At 71.0% G+C, this 16,108-nt stretch carries 15 protein-coding genes and 3 pseudogenes; 6 read left to right on the top strand and 12 right to left on the bottom strand.

Annotated elements, in window-relative coordinates; translation table 11 throughout:
- From MZTS_RS24945 to MZTS_RS01115, 12 genes and pseudogenes are all read right to left on the bottom strand, one after another.
- A pseudogene (locus MZTS_RS24945) lies at positions 1-409 on the bottom strand (hypothetical protein); the annotation flags it as partial.
- A 21-nt stretch (positions 410-430) separates the two neighbouring features.
- Positions 431-2,851: pseudogene (locus MZTS_RS01165) on the bottom strand (heavy metal translocating P-type ATPase).
- Positions 2,852-2,918: 67 nt separating this feature from the next.
- On the bottom strand, positions 2,919-3,398 hold the full coding sequence (locus MZTS_RS01160; protein WP_009865581.1) for a DUF305 domain-containing protein: 480 nt from the start codon (positions 3,396-3,398) through the stop codon (positions 2,919-2,921).
- 55 nt (positions 3,399-3,453) lie between these two features.
- Positions 3,454-3,786 carry a four-helix bundle copper-binding protein gene (locus tag MZTS_RS01155; protein WP_009865580.1) on the bottom strand — a complete coding sequence of 111 codons (333 nt, stop codon included), beginning with the start codon at positions 3,784-3,786 and terminating at the stop codon, positions 3,454-3,456.
- A 179-nt stretch (positions 3,787-3,965) separates the two neighbouring features.
- Entirely contained in the window at positions 3,966-4,364 is a 399-nt protein-coding gene (gene copM, locus MZTS_RS01150; protein WP_012752945.1) for a CopM family metallochaperone, read from the bottom strand.
- A 25-nt stretch (positions 4,365-4,389) separates the two neighbouring features.
- On the bottom strand, positions 4,390-4,755 hold the full coding sequence (locus MZTS_RS01145) for a hypothetical protein (RefSeq protein ID WP_142583006.1): 366 nt from the start codon (positions 4,753-4,755) through the stop codon (positions 4,390-4,392).
- Positions 4,756-4,777: 22 nt separating this feature from the next.
- Positions 4,778-7,927 (bottom strand): efflux RND transporter permease subunit, encoded by a 3,150-nt coding sequence (locus MZTS_RS01140; protein ID WP_012752947.1) that lies wholly within the window; start codon positions 7,925-7,927, stop codon positions 4,778-4,780.
- A gap of 11 nt (positions 7,928-7,938) precedes the next feature.
- Positions 7,939-9,671 (bottom strand): annotated as a pseudogene (locus MZTS_RS01135) (efflux RND transporter periplasmic adaptor subunit).
- Between the two features lie 88 nt (positions 9,672-9,759).
- A complete protein-coding gene (locus tag MZTS_RS01130) occupies positions 9,760-10,236 on the bottom strand; it encodes a hypothetical protein (protein ID WP_012752950.1) in 477 nt (158 codons plus the stop codon).
- 528 nt (positions 10,237-10,764) lie between these two features.
- Positions 10,765-10,968: a hypothetical protein gene (locus tag MZTS_RS01125; protein ID WP_009865907.1), complete on the bottom strand. Its 204-nt coding sequence runs from the start codon at positions 10,966-10,968 to the stop codon at positions 10,765-10,767.
- Positions 10,969-11,180: 212 nt separating this feature from the next.
- Positions 11,181-12,299 (bottom strand): nickel/cobalt efflux transporter, encoded by a 1,119-nt coding sequence (locus MZTS_RS01120; protein WP_012752951.1) that lies wholly within the window; start codon positions 12,297-12,299, stop codon positions 11,181-11,183.
- Positions 12,300-12,313: 14 nt separating this feature from the next.
- A complete protein-coding gene (locus MZTS_RS01115) occupies positions 12,314-12,592 on the bottom strand; it encodes a metal/formaldehyde-sensitive transcriptional repressor (RefSeq protein WP_009866592.1) in 279 nt (92 codons plus the stop codon).
- 44 nt (positions 12,593-12,636) lie between these two features.
- Here MZTS_RS01115 and MZTS_RS01110 point away from each other — a divergent pair, with 44 nt between their 5' ends.
- From MZTS_RS01110 to MZTS_RS01095, 6 genes are all read left to right on the top strand, one after another.
- Positions 12,637-12,867 (top strand): DUF1289 domain-containing protein, encoded by a 231-nt coding sequence (locus tag MZTS_RS01110; protein WP_012752952.1) that lies wholly within the window; start codon positions 12,637-12,639, stop codon positions 12,865-12,867.
- A 522-nt stretch (positions 12,868-13,389) separates the two neighbouring features.
- Positions 13,390-13,632 carry a hypothetical protein gene (locus tag MZTS_RS25630; RefSeq protein WP_009866593.1) on the top strand — a complete coding sequence of 81 codons (243 nt, stop codon included), beginning with the start codon at positions 13,390-13,392 and terminating at the stop codon, positions 13,630-13,632.
- Positions 13,633-13,732: 100 nt separating this feature from the next.
- Entirely contained in the window at positions 13,733-14,242 is a 510-nt protein-coding gene (locus MZTS_RS25625) for a hypothetical protein (RefSeq protein ID WP_238231528.1), read from the top strand.
- Between the two features lie 195 nt (positions 14,243-14,437).
- Entirely contained in the window at positions 14,438-14,890 is a 453-nt protein-coding gene (locus MZTS_RS01100) for a MerR family DNA-binding protein (protein ID WP_009866299.1), read from the top strand.
- Positions 14,887-15,108 carry a heavy-metal-associated domain-containing protein gene (locus MZTS_RS24940; RefSeq protein WP_043766175.1) on the top strand — a complete coding sequence of 74 codons (222 nt, stop codon included), beginning with the start codon at positions 14,887-14,889 and terminating at the stop codon, positions 15,106-15,108. Before MZTS_RS01100 ends, MZTS_RS24940 begins: the two co-directional genes overlap by 4 nt.
- Before the next feature lie 33 nt (positions 15,109-15,141).
- Positions 15,142-16,108 (top strand): cation transporter (locus tag MZTS_RS01095; protein ID WP_192280566.1); only part of this gene is annotated, 967 nt, incomplete at its 3' end.

The raw sequence follows: 16,108 nt of genomic DNA, 5'->3' as shown, positions 1-16,108 counted from the left end.
CGCTCTCGCGTCGGACCAGCCTTGCGCGAAGCCGAACAGCTCGCGCAGGGCCGGCGCGATCTCCTTGAAGGCTGCCAGCGCCGCGACCAGGGCGTCGAGCGAGAGGCGGCCCTGGACGAAGCCACGCCGCCGGAAGCGTCAGCAGCGAGAGCAGCACGAGGCGCAGCTGGAAGCGCAGCGTCGCCCGCGGGACGTCGCGCTCAAGGCTCCGCCGCTCCGGGCTTCCGGCGCCGCGACGGCGCTGCCGTCCGCGCAGCCAGCGCCAGCCGAGGCGGAGCGCCAGCCTTCCCGTCCAGGCCGGCGCCACGACGAGAACGAGGACCGAGACGAGCTCAATCCACCCAGGGCCGTGGGGCTGATCCAGGCCGGTGACCCGGTGGATCAGGTCGTGGACGACGGGCGCGAACAAGGGGCTCCGAGGTGGGACGCTTCAACCGAGCCGGGTCGCCCGCAGGCGCAGGGCGTTGCCGATCACGCTGACCGAAGACAGCGCCATGGCGGCGGCGGCGATGACGGGCGAGAGCAGGATGCCGAGGAACGGGTAGAGGACGCCCGCCGCCATCGGCACGCCGGCCGCGTTGTAGACGAAGGCGAAGAACAGGTTCTGGCGGATGTTGCCCATCACCGCCTTCGACAGCCGCCGCGCCCGCACGATGCCGAGGAGGTCGCCCTTGAGCAGGGTCAGCCCAGCGCTCTCGATGGCCACGTCGGTGCCGGTGCCCATGGCGATGCCGACGTCGGCGGCGGCGAGCGCGGGAGCGTCGTTGACGCCGTCGCCGGCCATCGCCACGACCTGGCCGGCCGCCTTGTGCCGCTCGACCACGGCGGCCTTCTGGTCGGGCAGCACCTCCGCCTCGACCTCCTCGATCCCGAGGCGGCGCGCCACCGCCTCTGCGGTCGTCCGATTGTCGCCGGTCAGCATCACGACCCGGATGCCCTCGGCCCGGAGCGCGGCGAGCGCCTCGGGCGTCGTGACCTTGACAGGGTCGGCGATCGCGATGACGCCGGCCACGCGCCCGTCGACGGCCGCGAAGATCGCGGTCGCCCCATCTCGCCTCAGGTCGTCCGCCTCGGCCGCGTAAGTCGACACCTCCACCCCCTGCTCGCGCAGGAAGGCGGCGTTGCCGAGCGCCACCCGGCGCCCCTCGACGGTGCCGAGCGCGCCCTTGCCGGTCGGGCTGTCGAAATCCGCCACGGGAGCCAGGCCGATCCCGCGCTCCTCGGCCGCCTTCACGATGGCGAGGGCGAGCGGGTGCTCGCTCGCCCGCTCGACGCTCGCCGAGAGGCGCAGCACGCTGGCCTCGTCGAAGCCGGTCGCCGCCGCCACCCGCGTCACCGCTGGCTTGCCCTCGGTCAGCGTGCCGGTCTTGTCGACCACCAGCGTGGTGACCTTCTCCATGCGCTCCAGCGCCTCGGCGTTCTTGACGAGCACCCCGGCCCCGGCGCCGCGGCCAACGCCGACCATGATCGACATCGGCGTGGCGAGGCCGAGCGCGCAGGGGCAGGCGATGATGAGCACTGCGACAGCCGCCAGCAGCGCGAAGGTGAAGCGCGGCTCCGGCCCGAACGCCATCCAGGCGATGAAGGCCAGCGCCGCCACGCCGATGACCGCCGGCACGAACCAGCCGGCGACCTGGTCGGCGAGACGCTGGATAGGCGCGCGAGAGCGCTGGGCCTCGGCCACCATCTGGACGATGCGGGCCAGCATGGTGTCGCGCCCGACCTTGGTCGCCTCGATGACGAGGGCGCCGGACTGATTGAGGCTGCCGCCGATGACGGAGGTGCCGACCTCCTTGGTGACGGGCATCGATTCCCCGGTCACGAGGCTCTCGTCGACGGAGCTGCGGCCCTCCACGACGGCACCGTCGACCGGCACCTTTTCGCCGGGGCGGACGCGAAGGCGGTCGCCAACGCCGATGGCGTCAAGTTGCACCTCCTCGTCCGTCCCGTCGGGCCGGATGCGGCGGGCCGTCTTCGGCGCGAGGTCGAGCAGCGCGCGGAGCGCCCCGCCCGTGCTCTCGCGGGCCCGGAGCTCCAGGACCTGCCCGAGGAGCACCAGCACCGTGATGACCGCGGCCGCCTCGAAGTAGGCCGGCACCGCCCCGCCGTGACCGCGCAGCGCCTGCGGGAAGAGTCCGGGCGCAACGGTGGCGACGACGCTGTAGGCCCAGGCCACCCCGGTGCCCATCGCGATCAGGGTGAACATGTTGAGGTTGCGGCTGCGCACCGACGCCCAGGCGCGCACGAAGAACGGCCAGCCTCCCCAGAGCACGACCGGGGTCGCGAGGACGAACTGGACCCAGTTCGAATTCTGCTGGCCGAGGAGGTCGAGCAGGCCAGTCAGGTGGCCGCCCATCTCCAGCGCGAACACCGGCAGGGTCAGCGTGAGCCCGATCTAGAACCGCCGGGTCATGTCGACGAGTTCCTCGCTCGGACCCTTGTCGGCGCCGACCAGCACCGGCTCCAAGGCCATGCCGCAGATCGGACACGCCCCTGGGCCGAGCTGCCGGATCTCGGGGTGCATCGGGCAGGTGTAGATCGTGCCCTCGGGCACCGGGTCGGCCTTCTTCGCGGCCCGGCCGGGGTCGACGTAGCGGACCGGGTCGGCCTCGAACTTGGTCCGGCAGCCGTTCGAGCAGAAGTAGTAGGGGTGCCCGTCGTGCTCGGCCCGGTGCTTCGTCGCATGCGGGTCGACCATCATCCCGCAGACCGGGTCCTTCACGCGGAAGGCGCCGTCCTCGCTCTCCGTGACGCCGGCATGGTGGCCGTGGTCGTGGCCGTGTGCGTGCCCGTGCTCGGCATGGCCGTGGCCTCCTGGGGCAGGATCGTGTCCCTGTGGCGCGTCGCTCATGACCGCTCCTTCCGCATGGCCGAGCGGGCGCCGCCGGGCCGCAAGCGACCCGACGACAGCCGGCGGCTTACTGGTTGCCTTCCGTCTTGGCGTTCTTGTCGAGCCAGGCGACGAGCTCCTTGATGCTCTTCTCCTGCTCCTCGATTGTCTTTTCGGCGAGGCGCTTGCTCTCGGCGTTGTCGGCGCCCTTCAGCCCGGCGCGGGCCATGTCGATGGCGCCTTGGTGGTGCGGGATCATCGCGCAGATCCAGGCGACGTCGGGGTCGCCCGCCATCATCCCCTGCATCATCGGGCCGTTCATCGACATCATGGCCTGCTGGAGACCCTTCTGGGTCTCGGTCATCTGGCCGCCCATGCCCTGCATGGCCTGGGACATGTGCCCCTGCATGTCCTTCATCATGGCGTCCTTGCCGGCGGTGGCCGCCTTGCAGGCCTCCGGCAGCTTCACGGCGGACTGCATCGAGCCATGGTCGTGGTCGGCCGCGAGAGCCATCCCGGCGCCCGGGAGCGCCAGGGCCGCGGCGAGAATCAGGGTACGAACAAGCATGATTGCCTTCTCTCGTTGGGGGTGAGGAGCGGCCCGGTCGGCCGCCCCGGATCCATCAGGCGGCCATCTTCCGGCAGCTCTCGGCGCAGCGGCGGCACTGCTCGACGCATTGCTGCATGTCGCCGACCTGCTCGCAGCTGCGGGCGCAGTCCTCGCAGACGTCGGCGCACTCGGCGCAGGTATGCTTGTGGTGTGCGGTCCCCAACAGCATGAAGTGCGCCGAGGTCCGGCAGATTTCGGCGCAGGCGAGCATCAGCCGGAAGTGTTCGGGCTCGACGTGCTTGCCGCCGGCCGGGAGGCAGTGGTTCGAGGCCATGCTGAGGCAGGTCTGGTAGCAGCGTAGGCACTCGTCGATGCAGGACTGCATCTCGCTCGACATCTGGTGCATTCAGGTTCTCCGTCTATCCATCGCAAGGTTTGCGGCACGACTGGAATGCTGACTCAGTATCAGATAAGTCAGACCGTCATTACCCTAATATAGAACTCACGGGATACAGATGCGTTCTGAAATAAATACTCTGAAGCATCACGTATTCGGGAGGGCCGCCTGCGCGCGGACGCGACCGCTCAGTTGGTGCCGCGCTTCCTGAGGAAGGCCTCCATCTGGGCGATCTCAACGTCCTGAGCCTTGATGATCTCCTCAGCCAGCTTCCGGATCTCGGGGTCCTTGGAATGCTGGAGGGCGACCTTGGCCATCCCGACGGCGCCCTTGTGGTGGGGAATCATGCCGCGCACGAAATCGACGTCGACGTCGTTCGAGTAGCGGATGTCCATGTTCCGGTGCATCTCGGCATCGACGTCCCGGAACGCCTTCGTGGCCGGCGTGTCCGCTTTGTCCGCGGCAGCCATGGCGGCGTGGTCGTGACCGCCATGGCTGGCATGGTCGTGGGCCTCGTGCGCTAAGGCGATGCCCGAGAGGCCGAGGGCCAGGGCTCCGGCGGCGAGGGTCGAGGTCAGGGTCTTCATCGAGGAGGCTTCCTGGTGCGAGGGGTCAGTTGAACTTGCCGCTGGCGGTCGCGCCGTCGGGACCAGTGAGTTGCACGGCCCCCTTGGGGCTTTCGCCGAGGGCGACCGCGGCCCTGCCGGACAGGCGGTTGCCGTCGGCGGGCTCCAGGGGGACGCGGGTCGGCTTGCCGCCGACGACGAGGATGGCCGTGCCCTTGAAGCCGGAGGTCGGGACCGGCTTCTGGCCCTCGTCCAACAGGAACACGTCGACGGTCTCGCCTTTGGTGACGAGCTCGACGTGGAACTTGCCCGCGTCCGCCACCCGGCCGCCGTGCTGGCCGGTGGTCTCGTGGGCGTAGGCGGCGGTCGCGGCGAGCAGGCCGGCGGCCAGGGTCACTCTCGAAAGGATCATGGGGAACTCCTCGGTTGCGGGGTCAGTAGGCCTCGGCCGGCCGCGGGGGCGCGCCGTCCGGGGATGGGTAGGCCGGCGCCTCGGCGTGCAGCGCACGCAGCCGCTCAAGCGGCCTGCGGCCGAAGCGCAGGAACAGGACGGGGGTCAGGAAGGTGTCGAGCAACGTCGCGCTGATCAGGCCGCCGAAGATCGTCACCGCGACCGGGTGCAGGATCTCCTTGCCCGGGCTCGCCGCGTCGTAGAGCAGCGGCAACAGCGCCACGCCGGCCGAGAGCGCCGTCATCAGCACCGGGGTCAGCCGTTCCAGACTGCCGCGCACGACGAGTTCGGGCCCGAACGGCACGCCCTCGTGCAGCGACAGGTTCAGGTAGTGGCTGATCTTGAGGATGCCGTTGCGGGCCGCGATGCCGGTCAGCGTGATGAAGCCGATCATCGACGCGACCGAGAGCGGCTGCCCGACCAGCCACAGGGCCGCCACCGAGCCGATCAGGGCGAGCGGCACGTTGCCCATGATGATGAGCGCCAGCGCGGCCGAGCGGTAGCGGCTGTAGAGGATGGCGAAGACCAGCGCCAAGGACAGGCCGGAGAGCGCCGCGATGGTCCGGCTCGCCTCCTCCTGCGCCTGGAAGGTGCCCTCCAGGCTGGTGAAGAAGCCGGGCGGCATCGGCTCCTGGGCCACCGCCTCGCGGATCGCCGCCACGATCGTGGCCATGTCGCTCTCGGCCGTGGTGTTGGCCTGGACCACGATGCGGCGGCGGGCGTTCTCGCGCAGGATCTGGTTCGGCCCGTCCGTCTCGCGGATGTCCGCGACCTGGCGCGCCGGCACCCAGCCCGAGGGCGTCTCCAGCAGCAGGTCACCGAGGCCAGCCGTCGTCCGCCGGTTCTCCGACAGGCGCAGCACCACGTCGAAGCGGCGCACGCCGTCGACGACCGTCGAGACCACCCGCCCGTTCGAGAGGCGGCTGATCTGCTCGACGACCGCGGCGGGCTGGACCCCGTAGAGGGCCGCCCGGGTGTAGTCGACGCGCACCTCCAGCTGCGGGATGCGGACCTGCCGCTCGACCTGCAGGTCGGCGAGCCCCGGGATCTTGGCGAGGCGGTCCCTCAGGCCGTTCGCCACCCGGCGCAGGGCGTCGAGGTCGTCGCCGAACACCTTGAGCGCGATCTCAGCGCGGACGCCCGAGAGCATGTGGTCGAGCCGGTGCGAGATCGGCTGGCCGACGTTGACCGCCACCGGCAGGGCACCGAGGCGCCCGCGGATGTCGGCGACGAGCGCCTGCTTCGGACGCTTCAGCCCATCGTCCAGGGCGACGTCGATCTCGGAGGAATGCACCCCCTCGGCGTGTTCGTCGAGCTCGGCCCGGCCGGTCCGGCGGCCGACCGCCTTCACGCCCGGAATCTCCAGGAGCAGTTTTTCCGCGATCAGCCCGACCCGGTTGCTCTCGGCGAGCGAGATGCCCGGGTTGAAGGTCATGCTGACCGTGAACGAGCCCTCGTTGAACGGCGGCAGGAAGGCGCGCGGCAAGTTCCAGGCGGCGATGCCGGCGGCGGCCACCGCGGCCGCGACGGTGCCGACCAGCAGGCCCTTATGCCGGAAAGCCACCCGCAGCAGGGCGGCGTTGCCGCGCTTGAGCAGCTTCAGCAAGCGGCTGTCGTGCTCCTCCAGGTTCCGGAGCCCCGGCAGCAGCCAGGACGCCAGCACGGGCGTCAGGGTGATGGAGGTGAGCAGGCTCGCCAGGATGGAGATGATGTAGGCCTGCCCCAGGGGCGCGAAGAGCCGGCCCTCGATGCCTGAGAGCGCGAACAGCGGCACGAAGACCAGGATGATGATCAGCGTCGCGTAGACGATGCCGGAGCGGACCTCGTTCGAGGCCGAGACCACCACCTCGAAGGTGCTCCTAGGGTTGCCCGCCTTCCGATTCTCGCCGAGCCGTCGGTAGATGTTCTCGACGTCCACGACGGCGTCGTCGACGAGCTCGCCGATGGCGATGGCGAGCCCCCCGAGCGTCATCGTGTTGATGGACAGGCCGAACAGGTGGAACACCAGAGCGGTCGTCAGCACCGAAACCGGGATGGCCAGCAGCGAGATCGCGGTGGTGCGCACGTTCAAGAGGAAGGCGAACAGCACCAGGGCCACCACCAGCACGGCCTCGACGAGGACGCGCTCGACGTTGCGGATCGAAGTCTCGATGAAGTCGGCCTGCCGGAACAAGACCTGGTCGGCCTTGATGCCGCCGGGCAGGGTCGGGTTGAGTTCCTTCAGGGCGGTCTCGATGCTGCGGGTCAGCCGCACCGTGTCGACGTCGGGCTGCTTCTCGACCGAGACGATGACCGCGGGCTTGGCCATGTAGCCGGCATCGCCCCGCTTCACCTTCGCGGCGAAGGACACCTCGGCGAGTTGGCGCAGGTAGACCGGGGCGTCGGCGACCGTGGCGACCACGAGGTTGCGCAGGTCGTCGAGGCTCATGGTCCGGCCGATGTTCCGGATCAGGTACTCGCGGGCGTTCTGGTCGGTGAAGCCGCCGCCGGCGTTGGTGCCGAACTGCGCGAGCGCCGTCTCCAGCTGGGCGTTCGTCACCCCGAGCGCGCGCATCGCCGCCGGGTTTGGGCTGACCCGGAACTGGCGCACCTCGCCCCCGATGGGGATGACCTGCGCCACGCCCGGGATGGTCAGCAGCCGGGGCCGGATGGTGAAGTCGGCGACCTCGCGCACCTGCATCGGGGTCGCGGTCTCGCCCGTCACCGCCACCAGCAGGATCTGGCCCATGATGGACGAGATCGGCCCCATGACCGGGGTCACGCCGCGGGGCAGCTGGTCCTGCACCAGCGACAGCCGCTCGGCAACCTGCTGGCGATTGCGGTAGATGTCGGTGCCCCAGTCGAACTCGACGTAGGTGATCGAGAGCCCGACCCCCGAGACCGAGCGCACGCGGGTGACACCCGGCAACCCGTTCATCCGGGTCTCGATGGGATAGGTGACGAGCTGCTCGACCTCCTGAGGCGCGTACCCTTCCGCCTCGGTCATGACGGTGACGGTGGGCTTGTTGAGGTCCGGGAAGACGTCGACCGGCAGCTTGGTGGCGGTGAAGGCGCCGTACAGCACCAGCACCGCGGCGAGCGCGAGGACGAGCAGGCGGTTGCGGACCGACTGGCTGACGAGGACGGTGAACATGGCCGGCCTCCTCAGCGGACCTGGTCGAGGAGCTCGGCGCCCTGGGTCACCACCCGCTTGCCGGGTCCGATCCCCTCGGCCACCAGCAGGCGGGCGCCGTCGAGCGGCTCGACCCGCACGGGCCGCGCCTCGAAGCGCTCGGCGGTGGTGTGCTCGTAGACGACGTCCTGCCCGTTGCCGGTGCGCACCACGGCCGAGCGCGGCAGCGCCAGGCCGGCCTGCTCGGTCTCGGTCCCGGCCAGCACCGTGACGAACTGGCCGACGCGCAGGCCGGCGGCGTCGCCGAGGACCGCGAACTGCACCGGGATAGCCTGGTTGCGGTCGGCGAGCCCCGTGCCCTGGTAGGCGAGCTTGAGGGTCCGGCCATCCGCGAGCCGGGCGGTGGCGTTCTGCGCCGCGGTCAGCGCGTCGAAGCTGAGGGCCTCGACCCAGAGGCGGTTCGGGTCGACGATCTGGAACACCATCGCGCCGGGCGCGGCCATCTGCCCGGCCACGGCCGCGGCCTGCGCCACCACGCCGTCGACGGGCGCCACCAAGGTTTCGGGCTGCTGCCGGATCTTGTCGAGGGCGGCGCGGCGGTCGTGCAGGCCGTTCAGCTCCGCGACCGCGTCGTCGAGCTGGGTCTGGGCCACGGCGCCGGTGGTGGCGAGTTTTTTATAGCGCTCGACCCGGCGCTCGACGATGGCGACCTGCTGGTCGAGCTCGCCCTGCCGCTGGCGCATGTCGGAGACGTCGACGGCCTGGACCGGCGGCGTCACGGTCGCGAGCACGTCGCCCCTGCGCACCTTGGTGCCGAGGCGTGGGAAGAGGCCGGAGGGCGGTGGCGCGAGCCGGCCACCGACCGAGGACTGCACCACGCCGCTGGCGTTCGGGTCCGGGATGATGCGGCCCGGCAGCTCGACCGAGCGGTGGAAGCTGCCCTGCTCGGTCATGGTCGTTCGCAGGACGAGGAGCCGTTGCGTGGGCTTGGGCACGAACACGGAGCCGTCGGGCAGGCGCTGGGCGAGGTCAGCCGAGCCGGGGGCCCGCGCCTCGATCAGGGCGGCCCCCCGCATCGGCTCGCCGTGGTCCTCGTCGCCGTGCGCGAAGGCGGCGGTGCCGAGGATGAGGGTGATGCCGATGGCGAGCAGCGCCAGGGCGGGGGCGCCTCGGCGCCCGCGAACGACCGCGGTGACGAGCATGCCGAGCAGGAACGCGACGGCGACCGCCGCCACCAGCGTCGGGTCCTTGGCCGTCAGGCGCTCCCGGAGGCCGTGGGCGAACTCGGAGGCGCGTCCAAAGGCCGCTTGCGTCGGCGTCGGCTTGGCGGCCGCTGCGGCTGCCTGCGCGGCGGGATCGGGCACGGTGACCGCCACGGTCAACACGTCGACCGCATCCCCGGCCGTGACGGTCGCCACGAGCTCGTGCCGGCCGGGCTTCGCCAGCCAGGGCACCGGCAGCGCGTAGCCGCCCTCGGGCGTGGCCGCGGCGATCTTGGCCCCCTCCGGCGTCTCGACCTCGATGGTCGCGCCGGGCACCGGCTCGTTCGTCCGGAAGCGGTCGAGGAACAGCGTCAGGGTGCCGTCGCGCGGGATGGCGACGAGCTCGAAGGCGTCGGACAGCGCCTCGCCGCGCGGCGCGATGGTCTTGGTGACGGGCGGCGGCGCGGCGCCGTGGTCATGCCCTCGTGGGCGAGCGCGGGCCCCGCCAGGACGGCGGCAAGCAGCGCCACCGCCCCGGGGGCGGCGGCAAGACGGGTCGACATGAATGGGTATCCTCGCGTCGGGAAGTCCGGATGCACGCCGCGATGGCGGACGCAGTCCGGGCGTTGCGCGCCTCAGGCGCGCCTCACGTCACGCGAGGGTTCGTGGCGGCTTGGGCAGGGCCTCGGGGCCGACGCCCGGGCGGCCAGCGACGTCGTGCGGGATCAGCTTGGCAGTGCGGACCACGGGAAGTGACAGGGCCCCCGTGCCGGACATGATGCCCGACGCGCAACAGACCATGGTCCCGCAGCAGGAGCCCCTGCAGCCGGCCGGACAGCACCTACCGCCGGCGTCATTCGCTCGCAGCGAGGCCACCGGCTCGACGGCCGGCGCCTGAAGATCGACAGCGGTCCGGGGCCTCGCCGACGTCTTTACGACGCGCGAAGGGGCAGCGGAAACCGTGGTCTCAGCGATGGAGGGCGCCGCCTGGACATATGCCGCCGCGGCTTGGTGGCGGCCATGGTGCGCGTGGCCCTCGTGGGCCTGGACGGCGGACGGCGCGACGTAGGCGATGATCGCGAGGATCATCGCCGCCATCAGGCGCACGATTTGCCGGTCGGGGCTCATGAGGGCTGCTTACACCGTTTCCAGTGGCGGGACTATGTCGTCAGGGACGTGAATGCCGGCGTGCAGGTTTGGTTGCCGCGGCGGCGTTTCAAGGTGCCGCGGGCAACGGCTCGGCCGGGTAGCCGGCGGCCGTGATGGCCTGGGCGATGCGGTCGGCGAGGCCGCCGGCGCCCGAACCCGTCACGCGTTTGGCCCGCAGGTCGGCATTGACCCGAGCCCCGGACTCGACGCCGAGGACGGCGCGTGACGGCCTGGTCGCAGCCGCAACCCGGTTCCGAGACCCTGTATCGGGCCATGACGCTCTCCCCTCGGTGGCGTCCCGCTCAGATGGGGCTTCCCATAGTGGGAAGGTCAACAGGCTTTTCCGGGACAGGAGGTGAAAACCACAATTGATGGCTTTCCCTCGAAAAGACGCGCCACCCGAAGAAAGCCGCGCAAGCCGGGCTTTCCACCGAGTTCGCTGAGGCGTCGCATGAGCGCGGTCGCGCCGCCTGGCCAGGTCGGGGCCGAACCGGTCCAGCGATAGTCTCAGCCGCGCCCCTTGTCCTTCCGGTAATGGTCGCGAACGAGCTGACCCGGCGAGGGCTGCGCGACCATGGTGCCGCCGTACCCGGCTGCCTTGGCCAGGTTGATCGCATGATCTGCGCACTTGGCCGCGTATTCGCCTGCGCAAACCTCGTGGCCGTCCGTGTTCGTTGCGTAAACCAAGTAGGTGCGGTCGGGATTTGCCATGGTGTTTCGCCAGAATCGCAATCGACCGATTGTGAATCGAATCGAACGGTTTCGTCAAAATCGGATATCGGTCACGACGTGTATGACGGTCCGGGCGCAGCCGCCGCAGCCCATTTTCTCGACCCTGTAGCGGACCATGACGCCCTCCCGTCGGTGGCGTCCTACGCAGATGGGGCTTCCCCTGGTGGGAAGGTCAAGGGCCGCGGCGCCCGTCAGGCCGGCGCCCACACGGCAATCGTCGTCGCAGGCTCCTGGTGGCCGTGCCGGATGCCCTCCCAGCCGAGCCAGCCCGTGTAGAGGCCGACCAGGACGATCAGAGCCGCGGAGGCGTAGGGGGCCCGCCGGGCGAAGGCGTCGAAGCCCGACCAGCGGTTCGCCACGTGCCTCACGCTGAGCGCGGCCAGGATTCCGGCCGACACCATCGTGAGCGCCAGCCCGATGCTGAAGCACACGACGAGCGCGAAGCCGAGGCTGAACTGCTTGAGCTGGATGCAGAGCAGCAGCACCGTGATGGCGGCCGGGCACGGGATCAGGCCGCCCGTCAGGCCGAACAGCACGATCTGACCGGTGGTCACGGTGCGGCCCCCGAACCGTCGCCGGATGGCCTCGGCGTGCGCCCGGGCGTGTGCGTCGTCCTCGTCGCCCAGGTTCAGGTGGTCGTGTGCGTGGCCGTGCTCCTCGAACGCGACCTCGTGGATCTCCGCCCCGGCGGACCCATCGAGGTGCAGCCGTGCCCTGAAGGCATGCGGCTCCGGGATCTCCTCCATGCTCTCCAGGAAGTCGCCCCCACTCGCGAACGAGAATGCCTGGCGGGCACCGTCGGGTCGGACCGTCTCAAGGGTGACGCGCTGGGCCGGGGGCAGCACGCCCTTGACCCGGCTCAGGCGCCAGCGCGGCGGCACGCCGTCCTCGATGACCTCCAGCTGGAAGACGCCATCGCGGGCCATGATGCCGTGGCCCTCGGCGTCGTGGTGGTGGTCGTGGTGCTGCTCGCGCCAGGTGCGCCACGCCATCCAGAGCGCGATGCCGACGATGAGGACGGCCGAGGCGAGCTGGAAGTACGGCTCGGACGCCTCGCCGCCCCACGCCTGCCCCAGGTACTGGCCGCCGAGCGCGATCACCCAGACGACCGCCGTGTGCGAGAGCGTCGCCGCCAAGCCCAGCAGGACCGCCTGCAGGACGGTGCCGCGGACCGCGATGATGAAGGCGGCCATCATCGTCTTGGAGTGGCCGGGCTCCAGGCCGTGCAGGGCGCCGAGCAGGATCGCGCTCGGCACGAACAGCCAGGCGTGCGCGGTCCCCTGCTGCAGCAATTCGGGAAACGGGACCATGACGGGTCGCCCTCCTACTTCAGATAGGTCCGGACGACCTCGATGAGCTCGGCCGCGCCCTTGGCACGCTCCGGGTCGGGCTCGCGAGCGGGGTCGACGACGTGATGGCGGATGTGGTCCTCCATCAGCTCGGCGGTCAGCCCGTTGATGGCGCCCCGCATCGAGGCGACCAGCATCAGCACGTCGGTGCAGCCGATCTCCGCCTCCAGGGCGCGCTCGACGGCCTCGGCCTGCCCCTTGATCCGGCGCACGCGCGCCAGAAGCTTGGTCTTGTCCTTGACGGTGTGGGACATGGGTCGGCTCCCTTCGCTTCGTAATATAGGGGGCTACCCTATGTATGTCGAGCGAGAAGCCCGTTGCGGGCGAGGGAGGGCGTGCCGTGACGGAGAAGGATCCCTGCACCGGCGTCTGCCGGTTCGATGGCCGGTCGGGCTGGTGCGTCGGCTGCGGCCGGACCAGTTCGGAGATCAGGGCATGGCGTAAGATGACGCCCTGTCGGCGCACGGCGCTCGCGCGCGAATTGCCGCGCCGAGTCCGGCAGGCCAGCGGGGAGGGGGCCGCGCCCTGACCGAGCGCGCCGCCTTCGACGCGACCGACCACACTGCCCGCGTGAGCCTTGCCGATGACAGCGTTCCCGAAGGCGGGATGGTACGCTCCCATCCGGATGCGAAGGACGGGTATGCCGCGCCGATGCAGGTGATGGACGAGACCGGGACCGACCGAACCCTCCCTGCCTGACGCGGCCTGGATCGGGAACCGCATCCGGGCCTGGCGCGACGACCCGGGCGGCTCCCACCGGACCTGGTCCCTGTGGGAGGAGCGCATCGAGAACTTCCGCGCGATCCGACGCCGCCTCCAGGCCGTGGTCGAGGAGATCCGGGCCGACACCTTCGGCAACGCCTACCGCGGCTCGTGACTGGAGACGGGGGCCCACGCGATCGCAGAGCAGCGCCAGGTCTTCCACGGCGCCGACCACGCCTTCCTCTGGAAGCCGAAGCTGCGCATCCCGGACATCCACGAGGACGGCGCCAACCAGGTCGCCTTCGGGCGCTTCCTCGACGCCTGCCTGCGCGGCACCGCCGAGGCGCAGGTGCTCGCGGCCATCCAAGCGCTCGACCAGGCGGGGATCACGAGCCTCGGCCCGGCGGCGGCGAACCTGCTCTACTTCCTGCACCCGACCTGGGTGAGCCCGTTCAACACGGCCATCGTGAAGGGCTACAACGCGCTGACCGGGGCCAACGCGACACTCGGCAAGTGGGACGAGTCCCTCGCCATGGGCCCGGGGGATCGTCGCCCTCAACGCCAGCCACCGGACGCTCCTCTCGAACGATGACGGGGGCGTCGCCGGCTTCCTGTTCGACGTCGGGTCCGGCCGCTGCCCGAGCGCGACGGGGGCCGCGGCCCTGGCCCGCCGGCGGGCGGACCTCGACCGGGTGCGGGCGCAGGCCGCGAGCAAGGCGGACCACACCCACACCGAGATCCAGGGCTGGCTGCGGGACCTCGGCCTGGCCCTCGGCTTCGACGTCTGGATCGCCTCGAACGACGCCGGCCGTCCCTACGGCCCCGGCCGCCTGTCGGGCGGCTGCCTCAACCGCCTGCCCGAACGCCTGACCGCGAGCGGCTCGGCCGAGACGGTGCAACTCATCGACGTGCTCTGGCTGGGCAAGGCGGGCGGCGACGTCGCGGCGGCCTTCGAGGTCGCGCGCACCACGAGCATCTATTCCGGCATCGTGCGCATGCTCGACCTCGCCCTCGGCGTCGAGGGCGGGACCGCGCGCAACTTCTTCCGGGTGGCTCGGGACAACCGCGGGGACGACGTGCGCGCCCAGTTCGCCGGGCCGGCGTTCTCGCGCGTGGGCGACCTCGACCCGCGTTACCTGCCCTCCAGCGAATTGCGCGGGACCCGCGAGGCCATTGCCCGCCCCGTCCGCATCGCACGATGACGCGGTGCGAGCCTATCCCTGAGGCATCTCGGGCCGCCGCCCGGCGGCAGACCGAGCCCATGGGCCGCCCCTTCCGGAAACCACGGAGGATAACCGGGAGCGAGAGCCCAAAGACTTCCCTCGTAAAACGCCCTTGACCCCGTACTACGGTACGGACCTTAGGCTCACGGGGCGTTGGTGATGCCGGGGCAGCACATGCGGGATCCGACCATCGGGAAGGCGGCGCGGGAGGCCGGCGTCGGCGTCGAGACCATCCGGTTCTACGAGCGCCAGGGCTTGATCGCGCAGCCGGCCAAGGGGGCCGGCTATCGGACCTACCCGCCCGAGGTGATCGCCCGCATCCGCTTCATCCGGCAGGCCCAGAGGATCGGGTTCTCCCTCAAGGAGGCGCAGGAGCTCCTCGCCCTGCGCGCCGACCCGCAGGCCGACTGCGGCGACGTGCGGGCCCGGGCCCGGCACAAGATCGCCGAGGTGGACGCGAGGATCGCCGAACTCCTGCGCGTCCGCGCCGCCCTGGAGGCCGTGGTCGCCTCGTGCCCGGGCCACGGCGGGCTGGGTGGCTGCACCATCCTGGAAGCCCTCGACGAGGCACCGCCGGCACCGGCGGCGTGCCGATGCGGCGCGCCGAGAAAGAGGAAGACGCCATGAGGACGGTCACCCTGAAGGTCGAAGGCTGGCGGTGCGCCGCCTGCTCCGCCTCGGTCGGCTCTCTGTTGGAGGCTCATCCCGGCGTCCGCGGCATCGACGTCTCCTTCGACGAGGGACGCGTCCGCGCCCTCTACGACCCGGCGACCACCAGCGAGGACCGCCTCGTCGAGCTGATCGAGAAGCGCGGCTTCCAGGTCGTGGCCCGTACTTCGGCCTGATCCGGCCGGCTGGACATTCCTGGAGACGGACCGATGGCCGCAGCAACCCTCGACACCGACTTTTCCCTGTGGAGCGAGGAGCCGGCGAGCCGGCCCGACCGGGCGCGCATCCGTGCCCGGATCGGCGGCCTGCACTGCTCGCTCTGCACCGGAACCATCGAGAAGGCTCTGGGCAGCCAGCCCGGCGTCGACAAGGTGGCGGTCAGCCTGACCCACGAGCAGGCCCTCGTCGAGTACGACCCGGCGGTCGCGCGGCCGGCGGCGCTGCTGGGGATCCTGCGCGACATCGGCTACACCATCTCCGACCCGCGCAAGGTCCGGCCCTACGAGGAGGAGGAGCGCGATCTCGTGCGCGAGAGCCGCCGCTTCGTCGTGGCGGTCGCCCTGAGCGTCGCCTCCATTCCCATCATCGCGGATCCCACCCTCGGCTGGATCGGCTTCCTACCCGCCCTGGTCTGCCTCAGCCTCGGCGCGATGGTCTTCCTCGTCCTGCGGAAGACCAGCCTCCTCGCCGCGGCCGCCAGCACCACCGGTCTCGCAGTCCTGGCACTCGGCCTGCTCTACCTGAACCTCCAGGGCTACCTAACGGCCTCCGCTCCCTGGCTCGTCGCCGCGCTCGCGGTCGTGCTCGTCTTCGGGGTTGGGCGCCACATCCTGCACATGGCCGTCCAGGCCCTCCGCCGCGGCATCCTGAACCAGCACGTGCTGCTGGAAATCGGCGCCTTCGCGGGCATGCTCGGCGGCGTCATCGGGCTGGTTCTCGACCGGCCGGACTACCCGACGGCCCCGTTCTTCGCCGTCTCGGTCATGGTCGCGACCTACCACATCTTCTCCGAGTGGCTGTCCCTCATCGTCAAGACGCGCAGCTCCCAGGCCGTGAAGCGGCTCCTCGACCTCCAGCCGGAGACCGCCCGCGTGGTCCGGGACGGCCAGGAGCGGGATGTGCCGCTGGACGCGGTCGCAGTCGGCGACCTCGTCCGCATCCGCCCCGGGGAGCGCG

Source organism: Methylorubrum zatmanii, assembly GCF_014845115.1.
In the GTDB taxonomy this organism is placed as follows: domain Bacteria; phylum Pseudomonadota; class Alphaproteobacteria; order Rhizobiales; family Beijerinckiaceae; genus Methylobacterium; species Methylobacterium zatmanii.
This window is presented reverse-complemented; position numbering and strand designations above follow the sequence as displayed.

Coding starts and splice junctions, on each gene's coding strand:
- MZTS_RS01140 (WP_012752947.1), bottom strand. CDS start 7,927: ATGTTCACCGTCCTCGTCAGCCAGTCGGTCCGCAACCGCCTGCTCGTC.
- MZTS_RS01120 (WP_012752951.1), bottom strand. CDS start 12,299: ATGGTCCCGTTTCCCGAATTGCTGCAGCAGGGGACCGCGCACGCCTGG.
- MZTS_RS01145 (WP_142583006.1), bottom strand. CDS start 4,755: ATGATCCTTTCGAGAGTGACCCTGGCCGCCGGCCTGCTCGCCGCGACC.
- MZTS_RS01125 (WP_009865907.1), bottom strand. CDS start 10,968: ATGGCAAATCCCGACCGCACCTACTTGGTTTACGCAACGAACACGGAC.
- MZTS_RS01160 (WP_009865581.1), bottom strand. CDS start 3,398: ATGCTTGTTCGTACCCTGATTCTCGCCGCGGCCCTGGCGCTCCCGGGC.
- MZTS_RS01115 (WP_009866592.1), bottom strand. CDS start 12,592: ATGTCCCACACCGTCAAGGACAAGACCAAGCTTCTGGCGCGCGTGCGC.
- MZTS_RS01130 (WP_012752950.1), bottom strand. CDS start 10,236: ATGAGCCCCGACCGGCAAATCGTGCGCCTGATGGCGGCGATGATCCTC.
- MZTS_RS01110 (WP_012752952.1), top strand. CDS start 12,637: ATGTCGAGCGAGAAGCCCGTTGCGGGCGAGGGAGGGCGTGCCGTGACG.
- MZTS_RS24940 (WP_043766175.1), top strand. CDS start 14,887: ATGAGGACGGTCACCCTGAAGGTCGAAGGCTGGCGGTGCGCCGCCTGC.
- copM (WP_012752945.1), bottom strand. CDS start 4,364: ATGAAGACCCTGACCTCGACCCTCGCCGCCGGAGCCCTGGCCCTCGGC.
- MZTS_RS01155 (WP_009865580.1), bottom strand. CDS start 3,786: ATGCACCAGATGTCGAGCGAGATGCAGTCCTGCATCGACGAGTGCCTA.
- MZTS_RS01100 (WP_009866299.1), top strand. CDS start 14,438: ATGCGGGATCCGACCATCGGGAAGGCGGCGCGGGAGGCCGGCGTCGGC.